General features: G+C 41.7%; 17 protein-coding genes and 2 pseudogenes. 13 read left to right on the top strand and 6 right to left on the bottom strand.

Annotation, left to right across the window (positions count from 1 at the left end; translation table 11 throughout):
* Nucleotides 1-7 precede the first annotated feature (7 nt).
* On the bottom strand, nt 8-1,456 hold the full coding sequence (gene cysS, locus H6F44_RS14945; protein WP_190351827.1) for a cysteine--tRNA ligase: 1,449 nt from the start codon (nt 1,454-1,456) through the stop codon (nt 8-10).
* Nucleotides 1,457-1,621: 165 nt separating this feature from the next.
* On the opposite strand from cysS, the gene H6F44_RS22880 reads away from it, so the two are divergent.
* Genes H6F44_RS22880 through H6F44_RS14915 form a run of 5 tightly spaced genes read left to right on the top strand, consistent with a single transcriptional unit; the run spans nt 1,622 to nt 7,689 of the window.
* Entirely contained in the window at nt 1,622-3,574 is a 1,953-nt protein-coding gene (locus H6F44_RS22880) for an AAA-like domain-containing protein (RefSeq protein ID WP_199302143.1), read from the top strand.
* 5 nt (nt 3,575-3,579) lie between these two features.
* A complete protein-coding gene (locus tag H6F44_RS14930) occupies nt 3,580-3,996 on the top strand; it encodes an element excision factor XisH family protein (protein WP_190351826.1) in 417 nt (138 codons plus the stop codon).
* Entirely contained in the window at nt 3,984-4,319 is a 336-nt protein-coding gene (locus tag H6F44_RS14925; protein WP_190351825.1) for a XisI protein, read from the top strand. Before H6F44_RS14930 ends, H6F44_RS14925 begins: the two co-directional genes overlap by 13 nt.
* 12 nt (nt 4,320-4,331) lie before the next feature.
* Nucleotides 4,332-4,958: a type I restriction endonuclease gene (locus H6F44_RS14920; protein WP_190351824.1), complete on the top strand. Its 627-nt coding sequence runs from the start codon at nt 4,332-4,334 to the stop codon at nt 4,956-4,958.
* Between the two features lie 34 nt (nt 4,959-4,992).
* Entirely contained in the window at nt 4,993-7,689 is a 2,697-nt protein-coding gene (locus H6F44_RS14915; protein ID WP_190351823.1) for an AAA-like domain-containing protein, read from the top strand.
* Between the two features lie 112 nt (nt 7,690-7,801).
* On the opposite strand, the gene H6F44_RS14910 is transcribed toward H6F44_RS14915, so the two are convergent.
* Complete coding sequence (locus H6F44_RS14910; RefSeq protein ID WP_190351822.1) at nt 7,802-9,187, bottom strand: C1 family peptidase; 1,386 nt, start codon at nt 9,185-9,187, stop codon at nt 7,802-7,804.
* A gap of 379 nt (nt 9,188-9,566) precedes the next feature.
* Between H6F44_RS14910 and H6F44_RS14905 the strand changes: the two genes are divergently transcribed.
* Nucleotides 9,567-9,788, top strand: a complete 222-nt coding sequence (locus H6F44_RS14905) for a hypothetical protein (protein WP_190351821.1) — start codon at nt 9,567-9,569, stop codon at nt 9,786-9,788.
* A complete protein-coding gene (locus H6F44_RS14900; protein ID WP_190351820.1) occupies nt 9,785-10,120 on the top strand; it encodes a YlcI/YnfO family protein in 336 nt (111 codons plus the stop codon). Before H6F44_RS14905 ends, H6F44_RS14900 begins: the two co-directional genes overlap by 4 nt.
* An 18-nt stretch (nt 10,121-10,138) precedes the next feature.
* Here the strand turns inward: H6F44_RS14900 and H6F44_RS14895 are convergent, their stop codons facing one another.
* Nucleotides 10,139-10,285, bottom strand: a complete 147-nt coding sequence (locus H6F44_RS14895) for a BrnA antitoxin family protein (RefSeq protein ID WP_190351819.1) — start codon at nt 10,283-10,285, stop codon at nt 10,139-10,141.
* A gap of 77 nt (nt 10,286-10,362) precedes the next feature.
* Here H6F44_RS14895 and H6F44_RS14890 point away from each other — a divergent pair, with 77 nt between their 5' ends.
* The 5 genes and pseudogenes from H6F44_RS14890 to H6F44_RS24065 all read left to right on the top strand — a co-directional run.
* Nucleotides 10,363-10,560: a CU044_2847 family protein gene (locus H6F44_RS14890; RefSeq protein ID WP_190351818.1), complete on the top strand. Its 198-nt coding sequence runs from the start codon at nt 10,363-10,365 to the stop codon at nt 10,558-10,560.
* 55 nt (nt 10,561-10,615) lie between these two features.
* On the top strand, nt 10,616-11,275 hold the full coding sequence (locus H6F44_RS14885; RefSeq protein ID WP_190351817.1) for a Uma2 family endonuclease: 660 nt from the start codon (nt 10,616-10,618) through the stop codon (nt 11,273-11,275).
* A 19-nt stretch (nt 11,276-11,294) separates the two neighbouring features.
* Complete coding sequence (locus tag H6F44_RS14880) at nt 11,295-12,908, top strand: AAA-like domain-containing protein (protein WP_190351816.1); 1,614 nt, start codon at nt 11,295-11,297, stop codon at nt 12,906-12,908.
* A 32-nt stretch (nt 12,909-12,940) separates the two neighbouring features.
* On the top strand, nt 12,941-15,220 hold the full coding sequence (locus H6F44_RS14875; RefSeq protein ID WP_190351815.1) for an AAA-like domain-containing protein: 2,280 nt from the start codon (nt 12,941-12,943) through the stop codon (nt 15,218-15,220).
* 221 nt (nt 15,221-15,441) lie between these two features.
* Nucleotides 15,442-15,564: pseudogene (locus H6F44_RS24065) on the top strand (toxin-antitoxin system toxin component, PIN family protein); the annotation flags it as partial.
* A 294-nt stretch (nt 15,565-15,858) separates the two neighbouring features.
* Here the strand turns inward: H6F44_RS24065 and H6F44_RS14865 are convergent.
* Complete coding sequence (locus H6F44_RS14865; protein ID WP_190351813.1) at nt 15,859-17,046, bottom strand: pyridoxal phosphate-dependent aminotransferase; 1,188 nt, start codon at nt 17,044-17,046, stop codon at nt 15,859-15,861.
* A 46-nt stretch (nt 17,047-17,092) separates the two neighbouring features.
* Entirely contained in the window at nt 17,093-17,269 is a 177-nt protein-coding gene (locus tag H6F44_RS14860) for an NADP-dependent isocitrate dehydrogenase (RefSeq protein ID WP_199302146.1), read from the bottom strand.
* Nucleotides 17,270-17,385: 116 nt separating this feature from the next.
* On the opposite strand from H6F44_RS14860, the pseudogene H6F44_RS14855 reads away from it, so the two are divergent.
* A pseudogene (locus tag H6F44_RS14855) lies at nt 17,386-17,679 on the top strand (Uma2 family endonuclease); the annotation flags it as partial.
* Nucleotides 17,680-17,819: 140 nt separating this feature from the next.
* Here H6F44_RS14855 and H6F44_RS14850 read toward each other — a convergent pair.
* Entirely contained in the window at nt 17,820-18,029 is a 210-nt protein-coding gene (locus H6F44_RS14850; protein ID WP_242016589.1) for a globin family protein, read from the bottom strand.
* Nucleotides 18,030-18,175: the final 146 nt, after the last annotated feature.

Genomic DNA, 18,175 nt, shown 5'->3' with positions numbered 1-18,175 from the left:
TGGCAAGTTAATCCCTAATCCATCGGGTTGTGCCATCCTTTTGATCGATGAGGGTAATGCCTTGGGCTTTGAGCAGATTGCGGAGGCGATCGCTTTCGCCATAGTTTTTAGATTGCTTCGCCTCACGCCTTTGTTGAATGAGAACTTCGATTTCGGAATCATTGATGACGGATTCATCGTTGTCAGGATCTTGGGTAGGAGAATCTGCGACAAAGCCTAGCACATTAGTCATATAACTGAGTGCTTGCCATTTTTGATATAGAACATCTGTATCTTTATCAGTACTACCAGAATGCAATAGAGAATTACGTTCAGAACAGAGTTTTTTCGCTAGTTCAAATACATAGGACAAAGCGACAGAAGTATTAAAATCATCATCCATTGCCTCTTCAAAACCAACGATCGCTGCCTGTACAGTTTCTCTACTTGGCAATGCTAGATCTGTCCAGCCCAGCTTTGCGCCAAAATCCTTGGCAAATAACATGGCATCCCGAATAGTTTCCCAACCTTTAGTCGCTGCCTTAATTGCCTCTTCGGTAAAATCGATGGGCTGACGATATTGGGCTTGCAGAATGAATAGACGGATTGCCATCGGCTCGAAATGGCATAATAAATCGCGAATGGTTTTGAAATTGTGCAGGGATTTGGACATTTTCTCGCCATCAATATTCACAAAGCCATTGTGCATCCAATATTTAGCTAAGGGCTTGGCATAGGCGGCTTCTGATTGGGCGATTTCGTTCTCATGGTGGGGAAATTGTAAATCTGCACCTCCTGCATGAATGTCAATGGTTTCGCCTAAACGCGATCGCACCATCGCCGAGCATTCAATATGCCACCCCGGACGACCATCGCCCCAAGGTGATGCCCAAAAAGGCTCATTGGGCTTAGCGGACTTCCATAATGCAAAGTCAAAGGGATAGCGTTTATATTCTTCCAATTCATCAACGCGCCCACTTGCCCCCGACTGCATATCCTCTAGCTTGCGCCCTGAAAGCTTGCCATAATTGGGAAACTTCTGCACGGCATAATAGACATCGCCCCCTGCGGCATAGGCATAGCCACCCTTGATCAATTGCTCAATTAGCTTAATAATTTCAGAAATCGATTCTGTCGCGCGGGGATAGGCATCAGCAGGCTGAATATTTAGCTTTGCCATATCTTCGTTATAGGTAGCAATATATTGATCGGCGATCGCTTGCATGGTTGTCCCCCGTTCCTGCGATCGCTTGAGAATTTTGTCATCAATGTCAGTAATATTCTGCACGTAGGTGACTTGATATTTAGTCTGCAAATAGCGGCGCACCATATCCCACACCACATATGCCCTGCCATGCCCTAAGTGGCAATAGTCATATACAGTTACCCCACAGACATACATTTTCACGATTCCCGCTTGCAATGGCTTAAATTCTTCTTTGCGTCTGGTGATGGTGTTGTAAATACGAAGGCTCATAAACTTAGGTAAATGGATCTTAAAAAATTATAACTGTCTGTGTATTCACAAGACTGAACTAAAAAGACTGAACTAAAAACTAATTGTGTTAGATTGTAGGGCAGTATCGCTGCGACAAATTTAGTATGGACTTACGCAAGAGATCTTGAAACCCTTGGTTGGCAATTGATCGAGACACCAGAGAAATACGATGAAAGTCGCATACCTGCGGAAAATATGACCACCCTACTGTCTAATCGTTATCAGGTTTTGCGTGTGCTTGGCTCAGGAGGCTTCGGTCAAACTTTTTTGGCAGAAGATACCCAGATGCCATCGCGGCGGATTTGTGTGATCAAGCAACTCAAGGCGATCGCTGATAATCCAGAAATTTACAAAATTGTGCGCGATCGCTTCCAACGGGAAGCAGCCACATTAGAGGCTTTGGGTAAAGATAACGTACTTGTGCCAGAGCTTTATGCCTCGTTATGTGAAAATGACGAGTTTTATCTGGTTCAAGAGTGGATTGATGGTAAAGATCTGCGCGATCTTGTCAGTACTGAAGGATGTTTGACTGAAGCTAAGGTTCAGAAACTACTGCTCGATTTATTGCCCACTTTAGGACATATTCACGATCGCGGTATTATTCATCGGGATATTAAGCCTGAAAATATTATTTTGAGATCTCGCGATCGCCAGCCTGTACTCATTGATTTTGGGGCAGTCAAGGCAACATTGGCTTCAGCGATGACAGCTCAAGGTGATGTAACCTGCTCGGTGGTGATCGGTACACCCACCTTTATGCCATCGGAACAGGCGATCGGGCGGGTGGGTTTTGCCAGTGATTTGTATAGCTTGGGCTTAACGGCGATTTTTTTATTAACAGGAAAAATCAGTTCTGAACTAGACACCGAAACCCAAACGGGGGAATTGTCATGGCAGCGCTACGCAGGAAATTTCAGCCCTGATTTTGTGAAGTTTTTAGACAGGGCAATTAGGTTAAATTTTCGCGATCGCTATGCCAGTGCCAACGAGATGCTGGTTGCCCTGAGAGAAGTTCTCAATGACTCCATTACGATCATCACCGTCAAGCATGATTCATCTGATCAAGAAAATACGGCGATCGCCTTAGAATCAACGGAAGGACAGGTGGCGATCGACTCGCGATTTTACATCGCTTCGGGCTATGAATCACGCTGTTATGAAGAACTTAAAAAAGCGGGATCGCTCTTACGGATTAAGTCGCCGCACCGTATGGGTAAGTCTTCGCTGATGGCAAGGGTGGTTAATCATGCTGAGGGTTGGGGCTATCGCTCCGTGATTTTAAATCTGGAGCAAACCAATCAAAAAATCTTTGCCGACCCCGAAAAATTCATGCAGTGGTTTTGTGCGACCGTTGGTAAGGCTTTGGGCGTGCGGGTGAAGACTGAGGAATATTGGGATGATATTTTTGGCGCGAATGATAACTGTACGGACTATTTTGAGAAATATTTATTAGAGGGGAATGAACAACCGCTCGCGATCGCCATTGATAATTTTGATCGTGTGTTTAACTATCCCGAAATCGAGACAGATTTTTGCGGCTTGTTGCGGGGCTGGTACGAGCGATCGCGCAGTCATCCCATGTGGGGCAAATTGCGTATGATCATTGTCCATTCCCAAGAACCCTATGCCCAAAAAGATATTAATCAATCACCCTTTAATGTGGGCTTTCCTGTGGAATTGCGCGAATTTACGATGGCGCAAGTGCAGGAACTACTGACACGACATCGATTGGTTTGGACTGATGCTGAACTTTCACAATTTATGGATTTGATCGGTGGGCATCCCTATCTAGTGCGATCGGCGCTCTATCGGATTGCCTCACGAGACATCACTCTAGAAGACTTTTTGCGAACTGCACCAACGGAAGCAGGAATTTACAGCAGTTACCTAATGGGACATCTCAAAACTCTGGAGGATTATCCTGAACTGGGTGAAGCAATGCAAAAGGTAGTAGTTGCCGATGCACCCGTGCGGTTGCGATCGGAGATTAGCTTTAAGCTCGATAGTCAGGGTTTAATATCTCGCATTGATAACGATGTCACACCGAGATGTTTGTTATATAAGTTATACTTTCGCGATCGCTTAGGAGGCAATTAGAAACTATGCCAGCCCTTGACCTATTTCACAACGCTGCTAAACAAGCCCTAATCAAAGATGGTTGGACGATTACCCACGATCCTTTGCACTTGCGCTGGGGGCGCAAAGATATGTATGTTGACTTAGGCGCAAAAAAGCTAATTATTGCAGAGCGATCGGAGCAGAAAATCGCTGTAGAGGTCAAAAGTTTTACTGGTGAATCAGAAATGCAAGCTTTCCGCGATGCGATTGGACAGTTTGCCATCTATCGTTCGGTTTTGCGCCGTACTTATCCCGATTATCTTCTCTATTTAGCCATTCGCGATGTGGTTTATACTTCATTTTTTGAAGAACCAATCGGGCAAATTTTAATTGAAGATGAAAATCTGAAACTGATCGTATTCGATGCTGAACAAGAGGTAATTTCATTATGGAAAAACTAACTAAATATCGCTCAATTATTCAATCGGTTTTACTAACATATACAGAGATTCCCTATTCCCACGGAGAATTAATTTGTAAACCAATTTTTGATGAGATCCATGATAGCTACTTGTTAATTACCCTTGGCTGGGATCGCAAAACCCGCGTACATGGTGCGCTTATTCATGTTGATATTATTAACGGTAAAGTGTGGGTACAACGAGATGAAACAGAAGATGGTGTTACCTCTGAACTTGTCGCCGCAGGAATCCCTCGCCATGATATTGTTTTAGCTTTTCATCCTGTGGATGTGCGTCCTTATACTGGCTATGCCACTGCTTAGGAGGTTAATGATATGTCTAAGACATTGCAAGCAACGGAAATTGATTTAGCCAAACTAGAGGAGTTGTTTCGGCTAGAGAAAAGTTTTGACACTGATTTTTTTTGGGAATGGCGCGATAATTTACCCCATATCAAGGAAAGCGAGCAGTTGCTCTTAGATGATGTCAAGACCGATTATTTGCATTTATCCAAGCACTCTCTCTTAGAACCAATCGTTAAAATGGTGATACTATCGCCAATTCTAAAGTTAGCTGGCTTCTATCGTTCCCCATTTTACCTAAAAGCAGAACAATCGATATCGATTCTTTCTCAGGAAGAGGCGATCGTGATTCAAGGTCGCATTGATGTTTTGGTATTTAAACCGCCCTTTTGGGTGGTGGTGATTGAGGCAAAGAGAGCGGCGTATTCCGTAGAAGTGGGCATTCCGCAAGCACTGACTTACATGATTGCCAATCCCCATCCAGAACGTCCTGTCTTTGGATTAGTGACTAATGGTAGTGAGTTTATTTTTCTCAAACTTCAGCAGCAGGATACTTTGAAATATGGGGAGTCAGATTTATTTTCGATTAAGAGAGGTAATGATTTATATACGGTTGTCAGTATTTTGCGACATCTCTCTCAATTAGTAGCGAAGCCCTAGTTAGTAATGCCAACTTTCATTCTTTTATAATTTTATGTCTACAACCTCTAGCAATTTCCAATATCAAGTCGGCGGTAGTTTACCGATTGATAATGCTGCCTATGTGGAACGACAGTGCGATCGCGAATTATTAGATCGCCTCAAAAATAGCGAATATTGCTTTGTGTTTAACTCGCGACAGATGGGCAAGTCGAGTTTGCGGGTGCGGACAATGCAAAGATTGCAACAAGAAGGCTTTGTCTGTGCAGTGATCGATCCCCAGACGCGGGGGACAACCTTGCGCGAGGATCAATGGTATGCGGGGACGATTAAGCGCTTGATTGGCGATTTGCATTTAGAAGCGGCGATCGACTTTCCGAAATGGTGGAAGGAACTCGATGCTCAGTCAATTTCGGTAGTGGAACGCTTTGATTATTTCATCGAGCAAGTTCTATTACCAAATATCCCCAACAAAATCGCAATTTTCATTGAAGAAGTTGATAATCTGCTCAGTCTTAAATTTGATACCGATGGCTTCTTTATTCTGATTCGCTCACTGTATGAGCGCCGTGCCGAGAAGCCAGAATATAATCGATTATCCTTTGCTTTTTTTGGTGTTGCTACACCTGCGGATTTGATCCGTGGTAAGGGAAGTTCAGCGTTTAATATTGGCTATGCGGTAGAGATGAGTGGCTTTACGCTGTTAGAAGCATCTCCTTTAGTACAGGGTTTAGTTGGGAAGTTTAGTGATCCTCAGGCTATTTTACCAGCAATACTCTATTGGACGGGAGGACAACCCTTCCTCACTCAGAAGTTATTAAATCTAGTGGCATCAGTATCTCCTCTCGATTTATCACCTGAGGATTTTGTGCGGATGGTTGTGTCGGAGAGAGTAATTGATAATTGGGAAGCACAGGATATTCCTCCACATTTGAAAACTATTAGAGATCGATTCTTGCAGAGTGATGAGAAGGGGCGAGGGCGATTATTGGGGCTTTATCAACAGGTTTTGGATAGTGATGGTATTCCTGCGGATGAGAGTTATGACCAGATGCAGTTGCGATTAACGGGGTTAGTGGTCAAGCGAGATAGCAAGTTGACGGTTTACAATCCGATTTATGCGGCGGTGTTTAATCTGGCATGGGTAAGGCGAGCGTTGGCGGATCTGCGTCCAAGTCTCTATGCTGAGGCTTTTAGGGCTTGGCAAGCTAGTGACGATCAGCAAAAGCAGTTCTTTTTGTTGCGGGGTCAGGCGTTGGTAGATGTAGAGGATTGGGCACAGGAAAAGCGCTTAAGTGATGAGGATTACAAGTTTTTGGCGGCGAGTCGTCATGTGGATAAGCAGGAAGCGTTAGCGGAAGTTAAGCTCAAAGCGGAAAAACAGAGAACAAAACTTGCAGTTGCTGGCAGTATTATTGCATCTATTCTTCTAGGATTCGCTTCATGGCAATTAGTAGCCGCCGATCGCAATGCAAAAATTGTTGTTGATAATGCTGTTGAAAGAGTGGAAGAGCTTTCTCAGAAAAAATATCAACTTGATGCTCTACTAGAGACCATTAAAACCATTGATCTAATGAGAAGCTTGGGTAAGACAAATGACAAAAATAATATTGACCATCTTTACAAAATAATTGCTAGCATTCGAGAGAGAAATCAACTAAAAAGTCATCAAAATCAGATTTGGGGCTTAAGTGTTCATCCTGACGGTCAGAGAATAGTTTCTAGTAGTTTTGATAACACTATAAGATTGTGGAATATCGAAGGAGATCTCTTAGATACTAAGAGACAAAAATACAGGCAATGGAATGTAACATTTAGCCATAGTGGTCAATTGATAGCATCTGTAGATGATAATAACTCCGTATCATTATGGAAAATACAAAATAATAAGCTTCTACTGATTGATTCTAATATTATTAGAAATCTAAAAATAGATAAACAAGCTAATATCTTAGATAAGCAGATTTATGATTTAGCATTTAGTCCTAATGACCAAATGCTTGCTTTCTCAAGTGTGGATGGAACTCTTCGGGTATGGAAAAAAGATTCAACAGTAAATAAGGCTTCATGTGTAAAAGAAAAGGAAGATAACGAAATCTACAATATAGATTTTCATCCTAAAGAAGATATTGTAGCTTATAGCTGTAATGAGGGAGTTTATATATGGGATATGAATAAATTAGATCCACCCCAGTTGATTTCTAATTCAAAACACAGCGATAAAGTTACTGTGGTTAAGTTTAATAGCAACGGAAGCATATTAGCATCAGGCGGCAATAGTGGTAACATAAAAATATGGGACACAAAAAATAACTACAAACAAATAGCGGAAATACGCCCGCAAGTACCTCTGCTATATCTTACTTACATTGCATTTGATAGTAAGAATAGTTTTATTGCATCTTCTCATTCAAATAACACAATAGGTATTAAAATCTGGAGTTTAGAAAAAGCAATAAAGTCCTATCCTCAGCCTCTACAGAACTCAGAAGATAGTAACCTTTTAGGACATACACAACCAATCAACAAAATAATGTTTAGTCCTACCAACCCATTTATGATAATTTCAGCTAGCAATGATTTAACTATAAGAACTTGGTCATTAAAACCAATACTAATTAATCAGAGTGATGCAACGATTATTAACTTACTTGATCATAGTTGTAGTTTAGTTAAAGATTATCTAAAGGTAAAGGATGATAAAGATATTCCTAAACGTCAAATTGCTAGTAAAGTTTGCCAAATAGACTAAGTTTAAAGTCAGTGAGATTGGTAATGCAGAAAAATCTGAAAATTCGCATTACTCCCTAGTCTTGCTTTACTCAAAGCCTTGTAGATAGATAGTCTACTTCAAGAGACTAAACTCAGTGAGGACAATTTTTGCTGCAACCCGCTGTGCAAGGAGTACAACCTAAAATTTGATCTGTGGATATACCAAATCCACTTGTATTAATCCATTCAGCATTGAGCAAAGACCACCAATCGGTCGCCAATTCCTTCTCAACATACTCATAGGGAATCCAGCCATATCCTTTATCTCCCCAGTCTTCTCCCTGTGAATCTCTGAACAAAAATCCACCTTTAAGTGGTTTTGTTTCATCATTTGAGTTATCAAATTCCAAATTATCGTCATACCCAACAGCAACAAGCGCGTGACCAATTTTAGGTTTTTTAGAAGATTTAGATTCTTCAGTAGATTCAGTCTTTTTAACAGATTCAGTCTCTTTAGAGGCTGATAAAATTTCAAGGATTTCCTTTGTAATTTTAACTTGTCCTAGCTTAATATTCTTAGGTTTGTCTTGTTTATTGTTAGTATTTAAATCTTCTTGTGTAATCAAAGTCTCAATGAGTAAAACATCACTAATTCCAAAAATTGCTGGAAAACCTGATGATAGAGCAATCCGAATCTGAGCTACAGTCAATTTACCGACTTCAATGTCGTGCTTACCTTTGTCGAGTGTGAGCAATCCTTTTTGATAGTTCTCGCGAAGTTTATCTAATCGAAAATATTTAGTTGCTTGATAGTTTTGAGCATAGGCAAAAGCAAATGCTGAAGGTTGATGAGTAGGGGAAACACGTTTTTCTTCATTGCCTAGCCATCCATTATCATCAAACTCGTTTTTATCATTTTTAGGCATCCAGTTATGATCAGACCTCTCTGGAGGAATGCCGAACAAAACCATCGCTCTTAGAGTATCTCTAAGGGTTGCGCCACCTTGTTTCAAAGCATCTTTTTCTACATCCATCAGATCTCTAGTGACCTTGTAAAGAAATCGCCAAGAAAGTTGATTGTTAGTTCGATTACTAGCGCGATTTTGGAAATACTCCATCAAAGCTTTCCCTGCATGGGCGGTACAGGTCATTCCCTCTTGTATTGAAACATCAGAAAAGTATTCCCGCAAATCAACGGATTCCTTCAAGAATAAATCTTTATTCAATAAGCCCTTGACTTTTTCTTCGTGGTTTTCTTCAGTGCGAAAAAGCATTATTAAGTAAGGAGGTTGCCTATACCTACCTTGCTTTGCTCTCCATTCTTCCTCTGGTACAAGACGCATTGCTCTGCGATATGTGGGCGAATTGTCGTCTTCAGCAAAGATCAGCCTTTCGATTCTGATGTTTTTGGCTTCATTATCGATCTCCTCTGGCACTAACTTGCTGACGACGGTTTCCAAGGAATATTGATTAGTTGTGTCAATATTTCTTTCTGTTTCAGCTAACCAGCCGCCATTATTATTATTTCCGTTTGCCATTTTTTTTAACCTAATGAAGCCCACATAGATTTTTGAGTCTTAAATTCGACTGATTTGTGAAAATTAAGACTGGTTTAATTGTTAAATATTACAGCTAATTAAATCATAACAAGGTAAAAATAACAAGGTAAAAAAATTGGTAACTAATCAGGCTTAGTACAGGATAACCAGGGGCAAAAGCAGGAAGTAAGGCGATATAAAATATAAAAGATAACTATATCATTCGTAAAACCCGCAGGGATGTGACTGGTTGCGTGATTACTTAACTACAGCCTGTTGAGGATATATGTAGCACATCGTAAACCATACAAATAGCAATTACAGATCTCGCGAAATCTCCAAACCGCGTTGGCAAAAACTTCAGCCTGTACCTAGTAAATTGCTTAGCCAAAGACGATTTACAATTATTTATTACTCTTGGCGACCAGCTTCACCAGATGCAGGAGACGATCTCGTAATTGACTGTGCCATGAATGCAGGCGTAACAGTCATCACTTCAAATTTGCGTGACTTTCAAAATGCCAAGGAGTCTTTGGGCTTGCAAGTAATGACTCCAGCCCAACTAATTATCAAACTAGCATCAATAGGAACTGCACCATGAGCCGATTAACCCTACGTTTGCCAGATACACTACACCAACAACTAATCCATTTAGCAGAAAGTGAAGGAGTCTCTCTCAATCAATACATTGTCTATGCTCTAGCTCGTCAATCTTCTATAAACTACACCATTCAACCAATTCCCAAACAAAAAACTAATCAACAACAATCAGATTTCACCAACCTTTTGCAAAAGCTAGGAACGGCATCTCCTAGTGAAATAGAAATAGCATTATCAGAACGAGAAACCGTTGAACCTGAAAAAGAACTAACCCCTGAAATCATTGCCAAATTTCAGCAAAGGCTCCAAAGCAAGGAAAGAAGTAAAAGGTAAAAGGAAAAAAATTTGGATTTATAGTTTGTTTTGTTGGTGATAGACATAAGTACGCAGAACATTATTGATAATTGATTGATAGCCCTTCCCTTGACCCTTAAACCAATCCAAAACATCACTATCTAACCGAATCGAAACCGCCTTTTTCGTAATAGGAACGATCATTTTTGCATTCTCCCAAAAGCGATCGCCCCTATCGCCCCTAATGCCATGTTATTGTACTAAAAACACCCCATCGTATCTTGAAACCATGCCTCAACTTATTCCCACCGAACTCGAAGACGGAACGATACCTTTCCTCGATAGAAGTTAGTGAAGTTACACTGGAATTTGAGGTTAGTCTTGATGCTAAGGCGGGTGTACCTTTCATTGCATCGGGCGGCACAAGTTCTAACCTGAAGATTACAGTTAAATGTGCATTTCCCAAGCAAAGTGCTTAGGATAAATCAAGTGTAAGGCTGCACGAAGCGTCACATCAACTCAGGAGATATTCCCATGACTACGTTACTACGCATCTCGCAAATAGAAACCCTAGAAGGACAAAGCACAATCCTCCATGATATTGACTGGCAACAATTTGAATCGATTCTTGAGGAGCTTGGTGAAAAGCGCAACACCAGAATTGCTTACTTAGATGGTGAATTAGAAATCGTTATGCCTTTACCCCATCACGAAAAAGTCAAAGTTCTACTTGCTGACTTTGTAAAAGCATTGCTAGATGAATTAGCGATCGACTTTGAAGGCTTCGGCTCTACCACATTTAAAGATAAAGCTAAAAAAGCAGGGTTAGAGCCTGATGAATGCTTTTACATTCAAAATAATGTCGCCATGCGCGGTATCCGTAAACTTAATATGGCGATCGATCCGCCGCCTGATTTAGCGATCGAAGTGGACGTGACCTCTAAAACTAAGTTTGATGTCTATCGCATCCTTGGCATACCTGAACTATGGATCTATGATCAAGTTTTGAAGATTTATGTTTTGCAAGATGATGAATATGTCGAATCAGAATTTAGTCCCACCTTTGGCGATATTCCTGTACGCGGGATCATTCCTCAGTTTTTAGAGCTTAGTTTCAATGAAGGACGCAGTGCGGCTATGCGTGCTTTTCGGGATTGGATGCAGACAAGTGAGCAAGTAAAAAGTAAAAAGTAGAAAGGTAAAAGTAATAGATATGGATTGCAACAAAGTCTTGCTGCTGTCGGCAAATCCAGCGAATACCGATCGCTTGCGGGTGGAGGCGGAGTTTCGTGAAATTGAAGAATGTTGGCAGAAGTCAAGTCAGCGCGATCGCTATGCGATCGTCACTAAAGGCGCAGTGAGAATTGACGACCTACAGCCAATTTTGCTTCAGGAAGTACCTCGCGTAGTGCATTTCTCAGGACATGGCGCGGCGGCAAATGGATTGGTGCTTGAGCATGATGATGGCACTTGGCAACTTGCACCTACGGAGGCACTGGCGGATCTATTTCGGATTTTGCAAAATGGCATTGACTGCGTGGTGCTGAATGCTTGTTTTTCCTCGTTACAGGCAGAGGCGATCGCCCGTTATGTCCCCTATGTGTTGGGGATGAATCAGGCGATCGGTGATGTGGCGGCGATCGAGTTTGCTAAGGGTTTTTACGGGGCTTTGTTTGAGGGGCGATCAGTTAAAGATGCTTTTGAGTTAGGTAAAAATCTGATTGCACTCAAAAATATTCCTGAAGCGCAAACTCCTGTATTGATTACTAGAACGGCGGCAAGGAATGCTGTTAGTAATGCCGCTAATAATGCCGCTAATAATAATGATGTCAACTTGGTGCAGATGGATGGGCGTTGGTATGTGGTGCAGACGCAAATTGAAAACCGATGTCGTGAAGAATTGTTAAAGCCAGGAGCTTTGATTAGAATCAAGTCACCATCCAAAATGGGTAAAGGGATGCTGAAAGCGCGACTTTTAGAATTTGCCCAAAGCCAAGGCTATCGCACCGTCACAGTGGATTTACGAGAAGCAAATCAAGAAACATTTGGGCATATCAATCAATTTTTGCAATGGCTCTGTGCCTATGTCGCTGATAGTTTGGAAATTGAGGCAAACCCTGAAGAAAATTGGAAAAAGATTTTAGGGGCAAGCACTAACTGCACTAAGTACATGGAAAAATTTTTACTGGATGCCGATGAATCGCCATTGGTACTAGCCATAACCAATTTTGATTATGTGTTTAACTATCCCCATGTCGAAAATGATTTTTTAGGTTTATTGAGAGGTTGGTTCGAGAAAGTTAATGTTAAAAAAGTATGGGGTAAACTTCGGCAAATTATTGTTTTTTCTGAAGAAGCTTTGGTAACTCATGACATTAATCAGTCGCCCTTCAATGTGGGATTGTCGATTGAGTTAGATGAGCTAACCCCCGAACAGGTTTTAGTCCTTGCTAATGCCTATGCTTTGCAATGGAGTATGTCAGAGGTCGAACGCTTAGTGTCGATGATTGGTGGTCATCCCTTTTTAGTTCATGGGGCGCTAGAGCATCTACGGTATCACAATCATGATTTGCCAACACTGCTGGAAACTGCGGCTAGTGATGAGGGTATTTACAAAAGCTATCTCCATGAATTGTGGCGGCAATTAGAGGCAGATCCAGAGCTAGTCGCGGCAATGCGAAAAGTGGCGATCGCTGATGGAGCCGTGCGCTTGGAACGCAGGGAATTGGTGAAACTGGACAGTATGGGGCTTTTGAAATATAAAGGTGCTGATAGTTTGCCCCGATGCGAGCTATATAAAATATATTTTGGCGATCGCTTGCAGTAAGGAATATTAACAAATATTGGAGTATTGGTGTTATGACATCCGCACAGCCTCTAAATACAAATAATCAAAATTTAAATAATCAAAATTTAAATAACAATAGTTTCTCTGGCTATCAAATTGGGGGAAGCCTGCCCCTAGGTGCGTCAAGCTATATCGAGCGTCAAGCCGATCTCGATTTGTATGATTTACTCAAGGCTGGCGAATGTTGTTATGTCTTTAACTCAAGGCAAATGGGCAAGTCGAGTTTGCGGGTGCGCGTTACCCAAAGATTAAAACAAGATGGTATTCGTTGTGCCACGATCGATCCGCAAACTATCGGTACGCAGTTAGAGCAGTCTCAATGGTATGCCAGTGTCATTAGCAATTTATTGGAAAGTTTTGGCTTAGAGGATCGTTTTGATTTGGAAGAATGGTGGGAATCGCGGGATTGGTCTTCGCCTGTGCTTTGTTTGCATGATTTTATTACTAAGTTTTTGTTGGTTGAAATTAAAGCTCCAATTGTAATTTTTGTGGAAGAGGTGGATAGCCTCTTGAATTTGGCTTTTAAAGCCGATGACTTTTTTATGTTGATTCGTTCTTTAAATGACAACCGCAGCCAAAATCCTGAATATCACCGATTAGCTTTTGCCTTGGTGGGTGTGGCAACGCCTATGGATTTAATTCAGCATGAGAAGCATTCCGCTTTTAATATTGGTAAGGCTGTGGAGATGAGTGGTTTCTCTTTAGCTGAAGCTGCACCCTTAGCGAAGGGATTGGAGGATCGCTTTACGGAATCGCAATCTATTCTCAAAAATGTTTTAGATTGGACGGGGGGACAGCCTTTTTTAACCCAGAAATTATTAAGTTTAGTATCGCAATATCTGCCAGAAAATCTAGCTGCTGAACTGATCGCGCCCGAAATTGCCAAGATTGTCGAGACACACATCATTCACAATTGGGAGTCTCAGGATAAGCCGCCGCATTTAACAACAATTCGCGATCGCATTGTCACGGTTGAAGAGAAGTTGCGTGGTCAGATGTTAGATTGCTACCGCCGCATTTTGGAGAATGAAGTCTTAGAAGCAACCACAACAACGGAAAGGGTCAAGTTAAGGCTGACGGGTTTGGTGGTAAAGAGAGATAACAATTTGCGATCGTATAATCCAATCTATGCGGCTGTATTCAATCAAGCATGGGTAGCGCAACAATTAACAGATCTACGTCCAGCCTTCTATGCGGCAGCTTTTTACAAGTGGAACAGTTCTGAAGAGAGACAGAAACAAGACTCTTTGCTGCGAGGGCAAATTTTGCTGGATGCCGAGACATGGGCAAAAGGTAAAAGGCTGAGTGATGAAGACGATCAATTTTTACTGGAAAGTCGGGAATTAGAAAAACAAGAACAAGAAAGGCTATTAGCTACAGAACGTTTAGCAAGACGAAATGCAGAAGAGGCTAATAGACTGCTCATTGAAAAACAAGAAACTGAACGTCAATTAGATTTAGAAAAATTGGCAAAAGAATCTGCTGAACAAGAACGGCTAATTGCAATCAAACGGCAGGAAATAGCGGAAGAGGAGTGGCGGGTTTCAGAGGACAAGGCGATCATTTTAGATGAGGCAAAACGAAAGGCAGATCGGCGGGTGAAGGTGGGTTCGGCAATTTTGGCGGTGACTTTGGCTTTGGCTGCGGGGGCGGGGGTAAGGGCGGCACAATGGCTGAATGATGTAAGTATCAAAAGTGAAGAAACAATAACAGGGTTAGAAAATATAATTGCACAAAAAAAGAATGAGATTAAATATTGGGAGAAGTTGTCTCAAAGGAAAGAATTTGAGATCGAATATCGACAGAACGTAAAATCACAGCTTAAGAGATTAAACTTTAATGATGTAGAAATACATGAATTTATCTCTAAAGTTGATGATATGTATAAAGACAAAGAATCCCAAAATTTATCCAAAAACATTCTTAAAATTGCTTCATCTAATCGAAGTATTGAGGTTCAATATTTTTTTAAAGAATCTGATTCCCTCCTTAAAATTGATGCAATCAGAATGGCTATAGAAAACACTGGTTTTAAATTTAAAAGCGAAAAATCAAATGACAAACTACCTGTAAATTCAATTTTATATGGTAGGGGTGTTAATTCTGAGGAGGTTAAAGTTATAAGTCTTATTACGATTAGGGCAGGACTTAGAATAAAAGCTATTGAACCATTTAGGCTACAATACGATCGGCTTCCATTAACCATTCAAGTTGGTTCAAATTCTGAATTTGAAGATAGAGAAGTCTGGACAGAAGAACGTATTCAAAATAGTGAATTTAGACCTAAGTGAAATGGTCTTGATACACAAATAATGCTTGCCGATATCATCTCACTATTAATCATAGTACCATTGAAAACACGAAGCCTAATGCCCATGCCTCAATACACCATATCTCCTACAGCCATCCGCGATCTTGAAGACATTATCGACTATTTCACAGAAAGAAACGTAGAAGCGGGTGAGCGACTACTCAATGAATTCAGTAAAAAATATGGTGCTATAGTAGTGTCATGACTATCGTATCTTCATTTTCCATTGTCATTGATACCAACGTCCTGTTTGAAGGCTTAACAAAACAAGGCGGCGCTGCTGGACTCATCATTGACGCATGGCTAGCAAGATTACTTGAAGTCTCTAGGCTTACAAGTTCTGAAATGTCGATCGCCTCATCAGGGATATTAAGGATTTCTTCAAGGCGCTTCTGAGAGATACTCATTATATTTCCTCCTTTCTTTAGGGGTAGCTTTTCGTACAGACATACATTTTCACGATTCCCCCTTGCAATGGGATAAATTCTTTTTTGCGTCTGGTGATGGTGTTGTCAATACGAAGGCTCATAAACTTAGGTAAATGGATCTTCAAAAACTATAACTGTCGTGGCACTTCTAAATAAACAAGAGGCAGCGCTTTGCGCCGCCTTTTATTTGTTAGCTAAAGTGACAAACCTTGCGGAGATTGGCGATCGCTGACTCAAGGGTGCTGTCTTTTTTGGCAAAGCAAAAGCGCAGGGCATTCACCTTTTCGCGATCGGGGTGGCTAAAGCAAGTACCTGGAACAGCCGCCACTAATGCTTCCTTAGCTAACCAAAAGGCGGCGCTATCGGCATCCTTGGCAATCATAGAGCTATCTGTCCAAATGTAATAGGCTCCCTGCGGCAGAACGGGCGCAAATCCTAGCTCCACTAGTACGGGATAAAATAAATCCCGTTTGCGGCGATAGTCATCGGCTAGATTCGTAAAATATTCTCGACCAAACTCCATGGCGGTGAGGGCGGCATATTGGAGGGGGGCAGGGGCGCTGATGGTGATAAAGTCATGGATACGGCGGATAGCGGCGCTTAGGTAAGGACTAGCAACAACATAGCCCAAACGCCAACCTGTGATGCAAAAGGTTTTAGAAAAGCCATTGACCACAATTGTGCGATCGCGCATTCCGTCAATGCTCATCAGGCTGATATGTTCTTGTTCATAAATGATATATTCATAAATCTCATCGGTAATCGCATAGACATCATATTCTTGGCAAAGCTTAGCAATCAATTCTAATTCTGTCCTTGTCCATACCTTTCCCGTGGGATTGGCAGGACTATTGATAATCACTGCTTTCAGACCTTTTTTAAAGGCGGGTAATAGCATCTCTTCGGTAACTTCCCATTGGGGAGGATGCAAAGTAATGAATTCAGGAATGCCGCCGACAGTCGCTAAGTTGGGAATATAGTTTTCGTAGAATGGCTCAAAGATTAAGACGCGATCGCCCTGATCAATCAGGGTCATCAATGCCACATTCAAACCTTCCGTTGCGCCACAGCAAACGGTGATTTCAGTTTCAGGATCGATGGTGATTTGATTATCCCTTTGCATCTTCTGGGCGATCGCCTCCCGCAACTTATGCCAGCCCCAGCTATCAGCATATTGATTCATGTCTGAGGCGATCGCTGCCCTTGCCGCCTCTTTGAGCGCCTCTGGTGCAGGAAAATCTGGCAACCCTTGGGCAAGATTGATCGCGCCAAATTTTTCGCAATAGCGGGAAGATTCGCGAATTTGTGACTCTTTGATTTGGTGGGCGCGTTGGGATAAGGAATAGATGGGGGATGGGTTCAGGGAAACGGTAGTCAAGGAATTATCTCAGTAAATGTAAAAATGGTGAATACTCAACTCACGGCTATTGCAGCAAATTAACTGTCTCATTTAAAGTCTGGCTAGGACGCATTGCTTGACTAGCCCTATTACAATCAGCATTACAATCAGCGCCATAATAGCCGCTCATATCAACGAATTGACCTTGAGCAACGCTCAATTTTAGCAGGAATTGACCTTCTTTTCTTTGGTATTGTTTCAGAATTGTTGGTGAACAAATAAGTCTCGGAAGTTAGGAGCATTAGCGGGCTTATAATGCGATCGCAAGCACTATGGCTCGGCACTTGTGATAGCATCGAAAAGTAGGCTCAACACTAAGAGCGTTGGGAAGCATTAACGACTGAACAACAGTCCAAGTTCGCGCCAATTTGTCCAGACTCTGTAATTGAGTTGATGTCACCCAGTGACAACTTGAAAATGGCGCAAGCAAAGATGCAGGAATATCAAGATAATGGGGCAAGGCTGGGCTGGCTGATTAATCGCCAAGATCGAGAGGTGGAAGTTTATCGCATTGGGCAGTCTAAGGAAGTTTTGCAAAATCCAATTTCTCTGTCTATAGTTTTCTTCTTCCCCCTTGAAAAAGGGGGATTGAGGGGGATCTTTAGTTACTAAAAATAAGCTGACAACCTGTGTGTACACCGTAGCTTGCAAAAGGGGAGGTTCTGAGTTTGCTCCCTTTACAAGTTGTAAATTTGGAGATCAAGCTTTTTGACTGACAAGGATTTTCAACGCTTGTGTCAGTCAGTCAGGTTTTAGTCTCTCTTGAGTATTTCCCAAGGTTTTCCATCACTTTGGTCAGGCAACCGTGAAAATGATTTTTTCGGAAAATCGATCAAGCAATCAAAATAACTGGCTAGCTCCTGCCGATCGCATGGCTCCACCTGAGCATCAATTACAACTGCAAAACTGGCGCTTTTAATGCCTGCCAAACCGACCAACATCGCATCTAAGGGAACTTGCAACTCCTGATAGAGCCTTACTTTTCACGGCATCTTTAAAAGGTGGATCAGAATGGGCTTTCAGGTAAAGGGTACAGATGGGGTTAAAGTAGTAAAAAGCAAACAAAAGCAGGCAAGAAAAAATGATGAACTGGTGGGACAAGAATTTT

The sequence above is a fragment of the Pseudanabaena cinerea FACHB-1277 genome (genome assembly GCF_014696345.1).
GTDB classification, from domain to species: Bacteria; Cyanobacteriota; Cyanobacteriia; order Pseudanabaenales; family Pseudanabaenaceae; genus Pseudanabaena; species Pseudanabaena cinerea.
Note: the sequence above shows the minus strand (reverse complement) of the source record. Positions and strands in the feature narration are given on the sequence as shown.

Coding starts and splice junctions, on each gene's coding strand:
- H6F44_RS14900 (WP_190351820.1), top strand. CDS start 9,785: ATGAGCCGATTAACCCTACGTTTGCCAGATACACTACACCAACAACTA.
- H6F44_RS14925 (WP_190351825.1), top strand. CDS start 3,984: ATGGAAAAACTAACTAAATATCGCTCAATTATTCAATCGGTTTTACTA.
- H6F44_RS14915 (WP_190351823.1), top strand. CDS start 4,993: ATGTCTACAACCTCTAGCAATTTCCAATATCAAGTCGGCGGTAGTTTA.
- H6F44_RS14910 (WP_190351822.1), bottom strand. CDS start 9,187: ATGGCAAACGGAAATAATAATAATGGCGGCTGGTTAGCTGAAACAGAA.
- H6F44_RS14880 (WP_190351816.1), top strand. CDS start 11,295: ATGGATTGCAACAAAGTCTTGCTGCTGTCGGCAAATCCAGCGAATACC.
- H6F44_RS14875 (WP_190351815.1), top strand. CDS start 12,941: ATGACATCCGCACAGCCTCTAAATACAAATAATCAAAATTTAAATAAT.
- H6F44_RS14885 (WP_190351817.1), top strand. CDS start 10,616: ATGACTACGTTACTACGCATCTCGCAAATAGAAACCCTAGAAGGACAA.
- H6F44_RS14930 (WP_190351826.1), top strand. CDS start 3,580: ATGCCAGCCCTTGACCTATTTCACAACGCTGCTAAACAAGCCCTAATC.
- cysS (WP_190351827.1), bottom strand. CDS start 1,456: ATGAGCCTTCGTATTTACAACACCATCACCAGACGCAAAGAAGAATTT.
- H6F44_RS14895 (WP_190351819.1), bottom strand. CDS start 10,285: ATGATCGTTCCTATTACGAAAAAGGCGGTTTCGATTCGGTTAGATAGT.
- H6F44_RS14920 (WP_190351824.1), top strand. CDS start 4,332: ATGTCTAAGACATTGCAAGCAACGGAAATTGATTTAGCCAAACTAGAG.